Consider the following 14,590-nt stretch of genomic DNA (forward strand, 5'->3'; position numbering starts at 1 on the left):
GCCGGCCGAGCCGATCGATCCCGCGGCAGCGCTGCGTCGGCGTCTCCCCAGGGATGCGGCCGGGGCGGCGTTCCCGTGCGTCGGCAGCGGGCCTCGGGCGGAGGGCGCCTGTCAGGTGATGACGGACGGCTCCTGCCTGCCGGTGTGCTGCTCGATGAGGGCGAGCTGGCGCGACAGGGCGATCAGGTCGGCGAGCGCCGTGCCGGTCTCGAGCGTCTGCCGGGAGACCTCCGGCTCGAAGCGCTCGATATAGACCCGCAGCGTGGCCCCCGCCGTGCCCGTGCCGGACAGCCGATAGACGATGCGCGAGCCGTCCTCGAACATCACCCGGATGCCCTGGTTCTTCGAGTCCGAGCCGTCGACCGGGTCGTGGTAGGCGAAGTCGTCCGCCTCGGCGATCGTCAGCGCCCCGAAGCGCTGGCCGGGCAGCGTGCCGAGCGAGGCGCGCAGGTGCGCCATGAGGGCGTTCGCCCCTTCCGCCTCGACCTCCTCGTAGTCGTGCCGGGCATAGTAGTTGCGCCCGTAGGTCGCCCAGTGCTCGCGCACGATCTCGGCAACCGACTGGCGCCGCGCCGCGATGATGTCGAGCCACAGAAGCACGGCCCAGAGCCCGTCCTTCTCGCGCACGTGGTCGGACCCGGTGCCGGCGGATTCCTCGCCGCAGATCGTCACCATGCCGGCGTCGAGCAGGTTGCCGAAGAACTTCCAGCCCGTCGGCGTCTCGAAGACCGGCAGGCCCATCTTCTCCGCCACCCGGTCCGCCGCCCGGCTGGTCGGCATGGAGCGGGCGATGCCCGCGATCCCCTTGGCGTAGCCCGGCGCCAGGTGCGCGTTGGCGGCGAGGATCGCCAGGCTGTCGGACGGGGTCACGAAACGGCCGTGGCCGATGATCAGGTTGCGGTCGCCGTCGCCGTCCGAGGCCGCGCAGAAGTCCGGGCCGTCGTCCGCCATGGCCAGGTCGTAGATCGCCTTGGCGTGCACGAGGTTGGGGTCCGGATGGTGGCCGCCGAAGTCCGGCTCCGGCGTCCCGTTCAGCACCGTTCCCGCCGGCGCGCCGAGGGTGCGCTCCAGGATCGCCTGCGCGTAGGGCCCGGTGACGGCCGACATGGCGTCGAACTTCATGCGGAAGCCGGCCGCGAACAGGCCGCGGATCCGGTCGAAGTCGAAGAGCGTCTGCATGAGGGCCTGGTAGTCGGCGACCGGGTCGACGATCTCGACCTTGCAGTCGCCGACCTGGACCTCGCCGATCCGGTCGAGGTCGACGTCGGGCGCGTCGACCATCCGGATCTCGTCGATACTCTTCGTTCGCGCGAAGATCGCGTCCGTGACCTTCTCGGGCGCCGGCCCGCCGTTCGAGACGTTGTACTTGATGCCGAAGTCGCCGTCCGGGCCGCCCGGGTTGTGGCTCGCCGACAGCACGATCCCCCCGAAGGCCCCGCGCTTGCGGATCAGGTTGGAGGCCGCCGGGGTCGACAGGATGCCGCCGCGCCCGATCAGGATGCGCCCGAAGCCCGCCGCCGCCGCGATCCGGATGACGGCCTGGATCGCCTCGCGGTTGTAGTAGCGGCCGTCGCCGCCGACCACCAGGGTCTGGCCGGCCAGCCCCTCGAGGCTGTCCACGATCGACTGGACGAAGTTCTCCACGTAGTTCGGCTGCTGGAACACCGGCACCTTCTTGCGCAGACCGGAGGTGCCGGGCTTCTGCCCCTCGTAGGGCTTCGTCGGGATGCGGCGGATCATCGGGTGGAAACTCCGTCAGGACCGGGCCGCGACGAGGTCGCGGTAGAGCCGGGCATAATGCGCCGCCGGGCGGCGCCAGGAAACGTCGGTCTTCATGCCGTTCTTCACGAGCGCCTGCCAGGCCTCGCGGTCGCGATGCACCGCGGCGGCGCGCAGGATGGCGGCGGACAGCATGTCCGGGTTGACGGGCGAGAACTGGAATCCCGTGCCGGCTCCGGCCGCCCGCGCCATCTCGTTGGCGTCCACGATCGTGTCGGCGAGCCCGCCGACCCGCGCCACCACCGGCACCGCCCCGTAGCGCAGCGCGCAGAGCTGCGTCAGCCCGCAAGGCTCGAAGCGCGACGGCACCACGAGGGCGTCCGACCCGGCCTGGATCAGGTGCGCGAGCGCCTCGTCGTAGCCGATGCGGCAGCCGATGCGGTCCGGATGGGCGTCGGCCAGCGCCGCGAAGCCCTGCTCGAGCGCCGGCTCGCCCGTGCCGAGCACGACGAGTTGCCCGCCCGCCTGCAGGAGCGTTCCGGCGGACGCGAGCAGGATGTCGAGGCCCTTCTGCCAGGTGAGCCGGCTTATGACTCCGAACAGGATCGCGTCCGGATCCTTCGCGAGCCCGAAGCGCTCCTGCAGGGCGGCCTTGTCGAGCCGCCGCCGTGCCGGGCGGCGCGCGTCGTAGGTGGCCGGGATCAGGGGGTCGGTGGCCGGATCCCAGACCCGGTCGTCGATGCCGTTGAGGATGCCGTGCAACACCTCGGTGCGCGCCCGCAGCAGCCCGTCGAGGCCCATGCCGCCTTCCGCCGTGCGGATCTCGGCCGCGTAGCTCGGCGACACGGTGGTGATCCGGTCGGAAAGCTGCAGCCCGGCCTTCAGGTAGCCGATATGGCCGTAGTACTCGACCCCGTCGACGCTCCACGCCCGCTCGGGCAGTCCGAGCGGCTCCATCAGCGTCCGCGGATACTGCCCCTGGAAGGCGAGGTTGTGGACCGTGATGACGGTGCCGGGCCGAGGTCGGCCGTCATACGCGAGATAGGCCGCCGCGAGCCCCGCCTGCCAGTCGTGCGCGTGCACCACGTCGGGGCGGGCGCCCTCCGCCTCCCCGAGCCCGACGAGCGCCGCAGCGCGCGACAGGGCCGCGAACCGGACGGCGTTGTCGGGCCAGTCGCGCCCGTCCGCGCCGACGTAAGGGTTGCCCGGGCGGTCGTAGAGGTGCGGCGCGTCGAGGACCAGGAGGTCGAGGCCGGCGGCCGTGCCCGCCACCAGCCGGGCGGGGCCGCCGAAGAGGTCGGGGAGCGTCAGGACCGCGCGCCCGCCCTCGAGCGCCGCCGTCACCGCCGGGTAGCCCGGCACGAGGCTCGTCACCGCGACGCCCTCCGCCGCCAGGGCGAGCGGCAGCGCGCCCGCCACGTCGGCGAGCCCGCCGGTCTTCACGAGGGGATAGATCTCGGAGGCGACCGAGAGGACCTTCACCATGGCTCAGGCGTCCAGCCGGTCGATCATGGGCTGGGTGATGAGGCAGATCCCCTTCTCGGTGCGCCGGAACCGCTTGGCGTCGAGCTCCGGATCCTCGCCCACGACGAGGCCCTCCGGGATGACCACGCCGCGGTCGACCACCACGTTGGTCAGCCGCGACGAGCGGCCGACGTTCACATAGGGAAGGATCACGGCGTTCTCGACCGCCGAGTAGGAGTTGATCCGGACCCCCGTGAAGAGCAGAGACCGGCGCAGCGACGCGCCCGAGACGATGCAGCCGCCCGAGACGAGCGACGACACCGCCTGCCCGCGCCGTCCGTCCTCGTCATGCACGAATTTCGCCGGCGGCGTGATCTCGCCATAGGTCCAGATCGGCCAGCCGCTGTCGTAGAGGTCGAGGTCCGGCACCACGTCGGTGAGGTCGATGTTGGCCTCCCAATAGGCGTCGAGCGTGCCGACGTCGCGCCAATAGGGCTGCGCCTCCTTGGAGGAACGCACGCAGGACCGCGAGAAGTGGTGGGCGATCGCCTTCCCGTTCTTGACGATGTAGGGGACGATGTCCTTGCCGAAGTCGCGGCTCGACCCCGGCGTCGCCGCGTCCCGGCGCAACTGGTCGAACAGGAACTTGGTGTCGAACACGTAGATGCCCATGGAGGCGAGCGCCATGTCGGGCCGACCCGGCATGGCGGGCGGGTCCTTCGGCTTCTCCACGAAGTCGACGATGCGGTCGGTCTCGTCCACGTGCATGACGCCGAAGCCGGTCGCCTCCTTGCGCGGCACCTCCAGGCAGCCGACAGTGACGTCGGCCTCCTGCTCGCAGTGCTGCTGCAGCATCAGCTCGTAGTCCTGCTTGTAAACGTGGTCGCCGGCCAGGATGACGATGTGGCGAGGCTCGTAGTCCTGGATGATGTCGATGTTCTGGTAGACCGCGTCCGCGGTGCCCTCGTACCAGTGGTCCTCGGACACGCGCTGGCTCGCCGGCAGGATGTCGAAGCTTTCGTTGCGTTCGGGGCGGAAGAAGTTCCAGCCGCGCTGGAGGTGCCGGATCAGGCTGTGCGCCTTGTACTGGGTCGCGACCCCGATGCGGCGGATGCCCGAGTTGAGCGCGTTCGACAGGGCGAAATCGATGATGCGCGACTTGCCGCCGAAGTAGACCGCCGGCTTGGCCCGTCGGTCGGTCAGCTCGACCAGCCGGCTTCCGCGTCCTCCGGCGAGCACATACGCCATGGCGGTTCGCGACAGGGGACCCCCGGAACTCGGCTTCACCGACATGGCGTTCCTCCTTGCTCGTCTTGTCCCGGTCGTAACGCCGGATTGTACAGGCTGGTTCGAACTCTGCCTCGACTGTAGCCGGGGCATGTTCGCTTTGTCATGCCCGGCTTTGCGGCGTCAGCCCTCCGGGCAGAATTCGAAGTAGACGGTGGCGAGCGGCGGGGCGACGACCTCCGCCGAGGCCGGGAAGCCGTGCGAGGGAACCGGCTCGGCCACCACCCCGCCCTGGTTGCCCGTCCCCGAGCCGCCGTAGATCTCGGAATCGGTGTTCAGCACCTCCCGCCAGCGCCCCGGGAAGGGCAGGCCGATGCGGTAGCGCTCGCGCGGCACCGGCGTGAAGTTCGAAACGACCGCCACCGGGCAGTCGTGTCGGTCGCCGAGCCGGAGCCAGGCGTACACGGACTGGTCGCGGTCGTCGGCGACGATCCAGCGGAAGCCCGCCGGCTCGTTGTCGCGCGCGTGCAGGGCGGGGATCTCCCGGTAGGCCCGGTTCAGGTCGCGGATGAGCTGCAGGAGCCCGCGGTGCGGGGCATGGTCGAGCAGCCACCATTCGAGGCCGGCTTCGAAGTTCCACTCCCGCGTCTGGCCGAACTCCGAGCCCATGAAGAGGAGCTTCTTGCCCGGATGCGCCCACATGAAGCCGTAGTAGGCCCGCGCGTTGGCGAAGCGCTGCCACTCGTCGCCCGGCATCCGGCCGATGATCGACCGCTTCCCGTGCACCACCTCGTCGTGGCTGAGCGGCAGCACGAAGTTTTCCGAGAAGGCGTAGAGGAGGCCGAAGGTGAGCTTGTCGTGGTGCCAGCGGCGGTGCACCGGATCCTCGCTCATGTACGCGAGGGTGTCGTGCATCCACCCCATGTTCCACTTGAAGCCGAAGCCGAGGCCGCCCGCATAGGCCGGCGCGGAGACGCCCGACCACGCGGTCGATTCCTCCGCGATCGTCGCCGTCCCCGGATAGGTGCCGTAGACGAGTTCGTTGACCCGCCGCAGGAACGCGACCGCGTCCCGGTTGTCGTTGGACCCGTCCGGGTTGGGCAGCCATTCTCCGGCCCGACGCGAGTAGTCCAGGTAGAGCATGGACGCGACCGCGTCGACGCGCAGCCCGTCCACATGGAAGCGGTCGAGCCAGTAGAGCGCGTTGGCGGCCAGCACGTTGGCCACTTCGCGCCGCCCGAAGTCGTAGATCGCCGTGTTCCAGTCGGGGTGGAAGCCGCGCCGCGGGTCGGCATGCTCGTAGAGCGGCCCGCCGTCGAACTGCGCCAGCCCGTGCACGTCGGTCGGGAAATGCGCCGGCACCCAGTCGAGGATGATGCCGATACCGGCCGCATGCGCCCGGTCGACGAAGCGCGCGAAGCCGTCCGGCGTGCCGAAGCGGGCGGTCGGCGCGAAGAGCCCGATCGGCTGGTAGCCCCAGGACGCGTCGAGCGGGTGCTCGGAGACCGGCAGGAGCTCGATATGCGTGAACCCCAGCTCCGTCACATAAGGGACGAGGCGGTCCGCGATCTCGTCCCAGGAGAGGAACGAGCCATCCTCCCGCCGCTGCCAGGAGCCGAGATGCACCTCGTAGGCCGACATTGGCTTGCGCCGCGGGTCGCCCTGCGACCGTGCCTCCAGGTAGTCCCGGTCGGTCCACGGGAACGGGGCGGGGTCGGCGACCACCGAGGCGGTCGAGGGCCGCATCTCGCTGGCGAAGCCGAACGGGTCGGCCTTCAGCGGCAGAAGCGTGCCGTCCCGGCCGATGATCTCGTACTTGTAGTTGGTCCCGGGCCCGACCTCGGGGGCGAAAATCTCCCAGAGCCCGGAATCGACCCGCTTGCGCATCTGGTGCCGGCGGCCGTCCCAGCCGTTGAAGTCGCCCACCACCGAAACGCGCCGGGCGTTCGGCGCCCAGACGGCGAACTGCGTGCCGGCCGCCCCCTCGTGCTCCATCGGGTGCGCCCCGAGCCGCTCCCAAAGGCGGCGATGCGTGCCCTCCACGAGCAGATGGTCGTCGAGCGGCCCGAGCACCGGCCCGAATGCGTAGGGGTCGCGCAACTCCCAGGTCCCGCCCGGATTGGCGGCGCGCAGGCGGTAGCCGAAACGCCCCGTCGCCGCCGGGATGCCGCCCTCGAAGAACCCGGCCTCGTGCCGCCGCACCAACGACGTGACCGGCCCGCCGTCGTCGGGCACGACCGTCAGCGTCTCCGCATGGGGAACGAAGGCGCGCACCACGCTGCCCGCCGTGGTCCTGTGCAGCCCGAGCACGGCGAACGGGTCCGCATGGCGGGCCTCCACGATGGCTGTGACGTCGTCGGGGTCGGCCTGCCATGCCTGGGTCATGCGGTCCTCATGTCTGCTGGTCGAGTGCCACGTTCCAGATCTCGCGAGCGTACTCGGTGATCGCCCGGTCGGAGGAGAACCATCCCATGCGCGCCGTGTTGAGAAGACTTGCCCGCATCCAGGCCTCGCGGTTGCGCCAGAGCCGGTAGACGTTGCGCTGGGTCGCGTAGTAGGCGTCGAAGTCGGCCGACACCATGAAGTAGTCGTGGTACGTGATCGCGTCCACGAGCCCCCGGTATCGGTCGGGGTCGTCCGGTGAGAAGACGCCCGACGCGATGGCGTCGAGGATCTCCGGCAGCCGCGGCGATGCCTGGATGGCGGCCCGGCTGTCGATGCCCTGGCGCCGCCTCTGTTCCACCTCCTCGGCCGTCATGCCGAAGATGAAGATGTTCTCCGGCCCGACCCGCTCGCGGATCTCCACGTTGGCCCCGTCGAGCGTACCGATCGTCAGCGCCCCGTTGAGCGCGAGCTTCATGTTGCCCGTTCCCGAGGCCTCCATGCCGGCCGTCGAGATCTGCTCGGACAGGTCCGCCGCGGGGATGATCGTTTCCGCCAGGCTGACATTGTAGTTCGGCAGGAACGCCACCTTGAGGAGCCCGCGCACCGTCGGGTCGGCGTTCACCACCTTGGCGACGTCGTTGGCGAGCTTGATGATCAGCTTGGCCTGGTGGTAGCTCGCCGCCGCCTTGCCGGCGAAGATCTTCACCCTCGGGATCCAGTCGCGCATGGGCTGGGACCGGATCTCCTCGTAGACCGCGATGGTCTCCAGGATGTTGAGGAGCTGCCGCTTGTATTCGTGGATGCGCTTGATCTGCACGTCGAACAGCGCGTCCGGGTCGACCTTGATGCCGAGCTGCTCGGCGATCACCCGACCGAGCGCCACCTTGTTGGCCCGCTTCACCGCCGCGGCGCGGCGCTGGAACGTGCGGTCGTCCGCCAGGGCGGCGAGCTTTTCCAGGTCCTCCGTACGGTCGAGCACGCGCTCCCCGCAGGCCTCCACGATCAGATCGGTCAGCCCCGGATTGGCCTGGTAGAGCCAGCGCCGGAACGTGATGCCGTTGGTCTTGTTCACGATCCGCCCCGGATAGGCGCGGTTCAGCTCGCGGAACACGGTCGTGCGCATCAGGTCCGTGTGCAGGGCCGAGACCCCGTTGATCTTGTGCGAGCCGATGAAGGCGAGATGCCCCATGCGCACGCGCCGGCCGCTCTGCTCGTCGATGAGCGACAGGGACGACAGCACCTCGTTGGAGGTCTCACCGGCCTTCCTGAGCTTGTCGAGATGCAGCGCGTTGATCAGGTAGATGATCTGCATGTGGCGGGGCAGAAGCCGCTCCATCAGCGGCACCGGCCAGGTCTCGAGCGCCTCCGGCAGGAGCGTGTGGTTCGTGTACGAGAAGGTGCGCGACGTGATTCCCCACGCCTCCTCCCACTCCAGGTGATGCACGTCGACCAGCAGCCGCATCATCTCGGCGATGCCGATGGCCGGATGCGTGTCGTTGAGCTGGATCGCCGCCATGTCGGCGAGCGACCCCATGGCATCGTGCTGGCGCAGGTGGCGGTTGATGAGGTCCTGCAGCGAGGCCGAGACGAAGAAGTACTCCTGCCGCAGGCGCAGTTCGAGCCCCTCGGGCGTCGCGTCGCTCGGGTAGAGGATCTTCGAGATCGCCTCCGCCTTCACCTGGGCGGCAAGCGCGCCGACATGGTCCCCCCGGTTGAAGGCGTCGAGCCGCAGGGGGTCCGGGGCGCGCGCGCTCCAGAGCCGGAGCGTGTTGACGTGCCGCCCGCGCCAACCCGGGATGGGCGTGTCATACGCCATCGCCTCGACGGTCTCGGCCGGATGCCACACATGCCGGATCGTGCCGTCCGGCCGTTGGATCGCCTCCACGCGCCCGCCGAACCCGACCGAGTAGCTGGACTCGGGCCGCGGGAATTCCCAAGGGTTGCCGAAGGACAGCCAGGTCTCGGGATATTCGAGCTGCCAGCCGTCCTTGATCCGCTGGCGGAACAGCCCGTGGTCGTATCGGATGCCGTAGCCGTGGGCGGCGAGGCCGAGGCTCGACAGGCTTTCCATGAAGCAGGCCGCGAGCCGCCCGAGGCCGCCGTTGCCGAGCGCCGCGTCGGGCTCGATGTCGCGCAGCCGGTCGAGGTCGACGCCGAGGCCGGCCAGCGCCTCGCGCACCGGCTCGACCATGCAGAGATTGCTCATCGCGTCGAACAGGAGCCGACCGATCAGGAACTCGAGGCTGAGGTAGTAGACCCGCTTCGTGTGCTTGCGCCAGATCTCGTCCCGCGTCTCCGTCCAGCGATCGACCAGCCGGTCGCGGACCGCCGTGGCGGTCGCCACGAACCAGTCCCGATCGCTCGCGTGCTCGGCATGCTTGCCGACCACATAGGTCATCTTGTCGAGTATGGCGGCCCGCAGGGCCACCACGTCGGCCGTCTCTGCCGCTGCCGGAACCGCTGTTTCGGCAGGGTCCCGTTCCATGATCGTCGTCGTCGAGTCCGTCACGTCGCCCCTCCACGGCCGCCCGGAGCGCCGCCGGACGCCCGGCGGTCCCGCCCGCGCGGACCGGAAAGACGGCATTTGAGCCCTACCGGGGGAGCGGCGCAAGCCTTGGCGGCCGGTGAACGCGAGCGGGCGGACCCCCGGATGGGGATCCGCCCGCTCGTCTCGAGGCCTGGTGACCGCCGTCACGCGACGGTCCTGGCCGGGTTCGTCAGCGCACGCGCTCGACGCAGGTCACGCGGCCCGCCGGGTCCTGCACGCAGTCGCGATCGACCACGACGCCCGGCTGCGGGGCCACATAGACGCGGTTCGGCTCGGAGGCCGCGCCGGCCGCACCGCCGACCGTCCCGCCGATCACGGCGCCGGCCGCGGCACCGATCGGGCCGCCCACGATGGCGCCGCCGATCGCACCCGCGGTCGCACCGGCGGCCACGCCGCCGGCGGCGTTGTTCTGCATGTTCTGGGCCGACGCGATGGTCGGGAGGGCGAAGAGAGCGGCAGCCGAAACTGCGGCGATCATGAAGCTACGCATGGTGTGTCTCCCACGTTGTCCGGAATGCACCGACAACGTCTCGTTCCGGGAGTGGTTCCGCCCGATCGGTGAGTCGCCCGAAGATCCGCGGGTCTCCTTCAGCATAGCTCGGCTGTTCGACCGGATATCCGGCGCAGCGCCCTGTATAGGCGCGCACCGATCCGGGCGCAGTCCTTTATCGACGGGAAGAGGTTGGCTCGGGGGCCGCGAGCGATGTCGCGGTTCACCTGCGAAAGAGCGATCGTACGTCAAAGCGACTCTGACGCCCGTGCCCCGCGTGCAGGCGTAAACAGGACCGTCGCCATGGAACAACTGCAGGGGTTCGGGACTTTCACAAAGAGATCGGACTAGAGACCAAGGAGTAGAACCCATGCGTAATCTTCTTCTCGCCGCCGCCGTGCTGGTCGGTGCCGCCGCCGCGACCCCCGCGGGCGCCCTTCCGCTCGGCGGTAACCCGCTGGGCGCCGAAGCCGGCCAGGGTCGCGCCGAGTCGGTCGCGCTCTACTGCAACCGCCACGGCGACTGCGTCCGCATGAAGCGCCCCGGCTACGCGCTCCGCCCGGCCCCGGTCGTCCGCGCCTGCGGGGCCTACTCGCACTGGAACGGCTACAGCTGCGTCCGCCGCTCGGGCGTCGTCATCCGCGAGGGCTATCGGGACAGCCCGGACGTGAAGATCAAGATCCGCTGATCGGACCTGCTGAACGGACGAGAGGCGTCCCGAGGGGCGCCTCTCGTCGTTTGCCGATCACGCTACGCCGATCAGTCCGAACACGAGCGTAACGACGAACAGGACGATGAAGATCCCGAAGAGAATGCGTGCGATGCCCGCCGACGCGTTGGCGATGCCGCCGAAGCCGAGGGCGCCGGCGATGAGCGCGATGACGAGAAAGACGAGCGTCCAGTACAGCATGACGATCACTCCTCCATCCAGGGATGTGAAGTGAAAACGCTGAAGCCCGCGCTTTAGTTGCAGGGCGAAGGGGCAAGCTCGACCGGAACCTTGACGGCCCCGAGTGCGTTTCCCGTATCGACGCGAAGATCACCATCGGGGACGAAAGCCATGCTGCGCACCGGATCGAAGGCACTCGACTCGACGCTCGAAGACGAGATGAAGACCATCCGGGCGAGCCTCGCCCGCATCGCCGAGACGGCCGCCGACGCGGCGGGGTCGCGCCTCGGCGCGCCCATGGCCGAAGCCGAGCGCGGCCTCACGGCCCTCGGCGGGCTGGTCGACAGCTACCTGAACCGCGGCCGCAAGCAGGCCCGCCGCGCCTGGGCTGACGCCTCGGAGCGGGCCGAAAGCGGGGCGGGCGAAGTCGCCGACCGAGTCGCCCGCCATCCGATGGCGGCCATCGGCCTCGCGGCCCTGATCGGCTTTACCCTCGGCCTCGCCGTCGGACGCCCGGGCAGCCACCGCTGAGCCCGGGCCCCGGCGCCTCGCCCCAGGAGGGCACGATGGCTCCGCCCCCGGCCGACCAGCCCGCGGCCCGGGCCACCGTCCCTTCGTCCGGGGAGGCGGCCTCGCGCCGGATGGCCGTCCTGGTCAATCCGGAGGCCGGGACCGCCCGCACCTGGGACCCGGCCGCCCTTGAGACGCGCATCCGCGAAGCCCTGGCGCCGATCGGCACCGTGGTGCTCTTCGAGGCCGTCCAAGGTGCCGGCCTCGCGACCGCCGTGGAGCGGGTCTTCGACGATGCCGCCGTCGATCTCGTGGTGGTCGGGGGCGGGGACGGGACGGCGTCGACCGCCGCCAGCCACGCCATCCGAACCGGCAAGCCGGTCGCGGTTCTGCCGCTCGGAACCTTCAACCTCTTCGCCCGCCTCAACGGCTTCACGCCCACCCTCGACGGCACGCTCGACAGCCTCGCCACCGCCTCCGTCGAGGCGATCGATGTCGGCCGCATCGGCGACCGCTGGTTCCTGCACCACGTCACGATCGGCGCCCACCCGCGCATCATCCGCCTGCGCGAGGCGCACGACTACGGGAGCCGCTGGGGCAAGATGCTGGCCGGCGCGCGCGCCTTCGTGTCGGCCCTGTCGGACCCGCCCCAGGTGCGGCTCGCCATCCATGCCGACAGGGAGCGCCTGTCGGGCGCCTTTTCAAACGTCGCCGTCACCGTCAACGAACTCGCCGAGACCCCCGCGGTCGCCCCGGTCCCGGCCGACCCGCAGGGCGGACGCCTTGCCGTCTACGCCACCCGCAGCCGCCGGGCGACCGACTTCCTGATGTTCACCCTGCTGGCGCTGGCCGGCCGCTGGCGCTCGAACCCGTGGAACGGCTTTGCGCGCGCGCGCCGGGTGAGCATCATGGCCCACCGACCCGTGCTCCGCCTGTCGATCGACGGCGAGGCGGTGGACTGGTCCCTGCCGCTCGAGGTTGAGATCGTCCCCGGCGCGCTCAATGTGCTGCGCCCGTCCAAGAGCGCCTGAGGCGCCTCAGGCCCAGGCGCTCGCCGCGTCGAGCTCCGCGATGGACTCGGCGTCCAGCGCCAGCGCGGCGGCGCCCACCAGTTCGTCGAGCTGCGGGATCGAGGTGGCACTGGCGATCGGGGAGGTCACGCCCGGCCGCGCCATCAACCACGCAAGCGCGACCTGCGTCATCGTCCCGCCGCGCCGCCGCGCCACCGCGTCGAGCGCCGCGAGGATCCGCTTGCCGCGCGCGTCGAGATATTTCTTGACGATGTTCGGCCCGCGCGGGCTCAGGGACGCGTCCGCCTCGGAGCGGTATTTCCCGCTCAGGAACCCGCTCGCCAGGCTGAAGTAGCCGATGACGCCCACCTCCTGCTCCCGGCAGATCGGTTCCAGCGTCTCCTCGTAGCCCTGCCGGGCATAGAGGTTGTACTCCGGCTGCAGGCTCTCGTACCGCGGCAGGCCGGTGCCGTCCGCCAGCCGCAGGGCCTCGGTCAGCCGTTCCGCGGTGAAATTCGAGGCGCCGACGAACCGGACCTTGCCCTGCTCGATCAGTTTCGCGTAGGCCTCCAGCGTCGCCTCCTGGGGCGTCTCCAGATCGTCCCGGTGCGACTGGTAGAGGTCGATATGGTCGGTCTGCAGACGCCGGAGCGAATCCTCGACCGCCTGGCGGATATAGACCGGCTTCAGCCCCTTGCGCCCGCCGCCCATGTCCGAACCGACCTTGGTGGCGATCACGAGCCGGTCGCGCCCGCCGCGCTTCTTCAGCCACGTGCCGATGATGGTCTCCGATTCGCCGCCCTGGTTCCCCGGCACCCAGGTCGAGTAGACGTCCGCCGTGTCGATGAAGTTGCCGCCGAGCTCGACGAAGCGGTCGAGAAGCGAGAAGGACGTCGCCGCGTCCGCCGTCCAGCCGAACACGTTGCCCCCGAAACACAGCGGCGAGACCATCAGGTCCGACCGCCCCAGTCGCCGCATCTCCATGACGTCCCTCCGTGTCCATGCCGGGCCCGAAGGTAGACCCCCTGCGGGCGGGGGCAAGTCCGGCCCGCGCATTGCGCCTCCCCGTCCGATACAATCCTCGATCCGAATCGCCGCGACGGACCCCGCATGAATTTCACCTTCCTGCATGCCGCCGACCTCCATCTCGGCAGCCCCCTGACTGGGCTGGCGCTGAAGGACCCGGACGTGGCCCGGCGCGTCGCCCTCGCCGGACGCCAGGCCTTCACGGCCCTGGTCGACCGCGCCCTCGAAGAGCGCGTCGCCTTCGTGGTGATCGCCGGCGACGTCTACGACGGCGAGTGGAAGGACACCTCGATCGGTCTTTTCTTCAACGCCCAGGTCGCCCGCCTCGACCGGGCCGGGATCCCGGTCTTCCTGGTCAAGGGCAACCACGACGCCGACAGCGTCGTCACCAAGGCGATCACGCTGCCCGCTGGGGTGCGCGTGTTCGGCAGCGACACGCCGGAAACCGTGCGGCTCGACGGCCTCCGGGTCGCCCTGCACGGCCAGAGCTTCGCCGACCGCGCGGTCACCGACAACCTCGCGCGCGGCTATCCGGCCGCCGTGTCCGGCTGGTTCAACATCGGCCTCCTGCACACGGCCCTGGACCGCCAGAGCGCCGTTCACGCCCCCTACGCCCCTTGCAGTCTCGCCGACCTGTCAGCCGCCCGCTACGACTACTGGGCGCTCGGGCATCTGCACGAGTTCGAGATCGTCGCCACTCGGCCGCACGTGGTCTTTCCCGGCAACCTCCAGGGCCGCAGCGTGCGCGAATGCGGGCCGAAGGGCGCCGTGATGGTCGATGTGGTGGACGGGGCGGTGGCGGCGGTCCGGCCCTTCCACGTGGCCTCGGCGGTGTGGTCCGACATCGCGGTGGACCTCGCGGGGCAGGGCGACTATCACGAGGCGGTCCGGCTCATCGAGCGCGACCTCGCACGCGCGGCCGCGACGGCACCCGAAACCATGATCGCCGTGCGTGTGCGCCTGACCGGCGCGACGAGGCTGCACCGCGGCTTCGCATCCGACCGGGAGAGCCTCAGGGTCGAGATCCAGGCTGCGGGCCTGCGCTCCCATCCCGACCTGTGGATCGAGAAGGTCGTGCTGGCGACGACGGACGACGAGCCGGTTTGCCGTGACGGCCCCCTGGAGGCGCTCGATCTCGCTGCCCTGCTGGCCGGTGTCGAGGCCGACCCGGACCTGCGCGCCCAGTTGGAGGCGGAACTCCGGCCCATGGCGGCGCGGCTCGGCGAGATCGACCGGGACGAGCCGATCGCCGGGGACATCGATGCGATCCTCTCCGAGGCTCGGGCCCTGGTGCTCGGGCGCAGCGAGCAAGAGGGCTGACC

Annotated in this window: 12 protein-coding genes; 4 read left to right on the forward strand and 8 right to left on the reverse strand. The window is 70.3% G+C overall.

Annotated elements, in window-relative coordinates; all coding sequences use genetic code 11:
* Positions 1-111: 111 nt before the first annotated feature.
* From WBG79_RS04275 to WBG79_RS04300, 6 genes are all read right to left on the reverse strand, one after another.
* Positions 112-1,740, reverse strand: coding sequence for an alpha-D-glucose phosphate-specific phosphoglucomutase (locus tag WBG79_RS04275; protein ID WP_337355866.1), 1,629 nt, complete (start codon positions 1,738-1,740; stop codon positions 112-114).
* A 15-nt stretch (positions 1,741-1,755) separates the two neighbouring features.
* Complete coding sequence (glgA, locus tag WBG79_RS04280) at positions 1,756-3,204, reverse strand: glycogen synthase GlgA (protein ID WP_337355867.1); 1,449 nt, start codon at positions 3,202-3,204, stop codon at positions 1,756-1,758.
* 3 nt (positions 3,205-3,207) lie between these two features.
* Complete coding sequence (glgC, locus tag WBG79_RS04285; protein WP_337355868.1) at positions 3,208-4,476, reverse strand: glucose-1-phosphate adenylyltransferase; 1,269 nt, start codon at positions 4,474-4,476, stop codon at positions 3,208-3,210.
* Positions 4,477-4,593: 117 nt separating this feature from the next.
* On the reverse strand, positions 4,594-6,795 hold the full coding sequence (gene glgB / locus WBG79_RS04290; protein ID WP_337355869.1) for a 1,4-alpha-glucan branching protein GlgB: 2,202 nt from the start codon (positions 6,793-6,795) through the stop codon (positions 4,594-4,596).
* Between the two features lie 7 nt (positions 6,796-6,802).
* On the reverse strand, positions 6,803-9,280 hold the full coding sequence (locus WBG79_RS04295) for a glycogen/starch/alpha-glucan phosphorylase (RefSeq protein ID WP_337357884.1): 2,478 nt from the start codon (positions 9,278-9,280) through the stop codon (positions 6,803-6,805).
* 232 nt (positions 9,281-9,512) lie between these two features.
* Positions 9,513-9,833, reverse strand: coding sequence for a hypothetical protein (locus WBG79_RS04300; RefSeq protein ID WP_337355870.1), 321 nt, complete (start codon positions 9,831-9,833; stop codon positions 9,513-9,515).
* A 370-nt stretch (positions 9,834-10,203) separates the two neighbouring features.
* Between WBG79_RS04300 and WBG79_RS04305 the strand changes: the two genes are divergently transcribed.
* On the forward strand, positions 10,204-10,521 hold the full coding sequence (locus tag WBG79_RS04305; protein ID WP_337355871.1) for a hypothetical protein: 318 nt from the start codon (positions 10,204-10,206) through the stop codon (positions 10,519-10,521).
* A 57-nt stretch (positions 10,522-10,578) separates the two neighbouring features.
* Here the strand turns inward: WBG79_RS04305 and WBG79_RS04310 are convergent, their stop codons facing one another.
* On the reverse strand, positions 10,579-10,743 hold the full coding sequence (locus tag WBG79_RS04310; protein ID WP_337355872.1) for a DUF1328 domain-containing protein: 165 nt from the start codon (positions 10,741-10,743) through the stop codon (positions 10,579-10,581).
* 150 nt (positions 10,744-10,893) lie between these two features.
* Between WBG79_RS04310 and WBG79_RS04315 the strand changes: the two genes are divergently transcribed.
* Entirely contained in the window at positions 10,894-11,253 is a 360-nt protein-coding gene (locus WBG79_RS04315; protein WP_337355873.1) for a hypothetical protein, read from the forward strand.
* Between the two features lie 35 nt (positions 11,254-11,288).
* Complete coding sequence (locus tag WBG79_RS04320) at positions 11,289-12,263, forward strand: diacylglycerol/lipid kinase family protein (RefSeq protein WP_337355874.1); 975 nt, start codon at positions 11,289-11,291, stop codon at positions 12,261-12,263.
* Positions 12,264-12,269: 6 nt separating this feature from the next.
* Here the strand turns inward: WBG79_RS04320 and WBG79_RS04325 are convergent, their stop codons facing one another.
* The gene (locus WBG79_RS04325; RefSeq protein WP_337355875.1) at positions 12,270-13,226 is read right to left on the reverse strand and encodes an aldo/keto reductase; all 957 of its coding nucleotides are present in this window, start codon (positions 13,224-13,226) and stop codon (positions 12,270-12,272) included.
* A gap of 126 nt (positions 13,227-13,352) precedes the next feature.
* Between WBG79_RS04325 and WBG79_RS04330 the strand changes: the two genes are divergently transcribed.
* The gene (locus WBG79_RS04330) at positions 13,353-14,588 is read left to right on the forward strand and encodes a metallophosphoesterase family protein (protein WP_337355876.1); all 1,236 of its coding nucleotides are present in this window, start codon (positions 13,353-13,355) and stop codon (positions 14,586-14,588) included.
* Positions 14,589-14,590: the final 2 nt, after the last annotated feature.

This window comes from Prosthecomicrobium sp. N25, from assembly GCF_037203705.1.
Classification (GTDB): domain Bacteria; phylum Pseudomonadota; class Alphaproteobacteria; order Rhizobiales; family Ancalomicrobiaceae; genus Prosthecodimorpha.